Genomic DNA, 327 nt, shown 5'->3' on the forward strand with positions numbered 1-327 from the left:
GGATTACAGGCACTGGATGTTGGTATTCCCCAAGGCTGGCCGGATTACGTGCTGCATCAGATGGTGACGGTGATGCGGGGCGGCGAAGAAGTGAAAATATCCAAGCGAGCAGGCAGTTACGTGACCCTGCGAGACCTGATCGATGAAGTTGGCCGCGATGCGACCCGTTATTTCCTGGCGGCGCGCAAGGCCGACAGTCAGTTGACCTTTGATATCGACCTCGCCCGTGAGCAGTCTTCCGATAACCCGGTGTACTATATTCAATACGCCCATGCCCGGGTTCGCTCCATTTTCCGCAAGCTGGCGGAATCGGGTCTGAGCTGGGAT

Annotated in this window: 1 pseudogene; it reads left to right on the plus strand. The window is 56.9% G+C overall.

Annotated features, from left to right (window positions below):
* Positions 1 to 327: pseudogene (gene argS, locus Q4563_RS18040) on the plus strand (arginine--tRNA ligase); the annotation flags it as partial.

This window comes from Gilvimarinus sp. 1_MG-2023, from assembly GCF_030548285.1.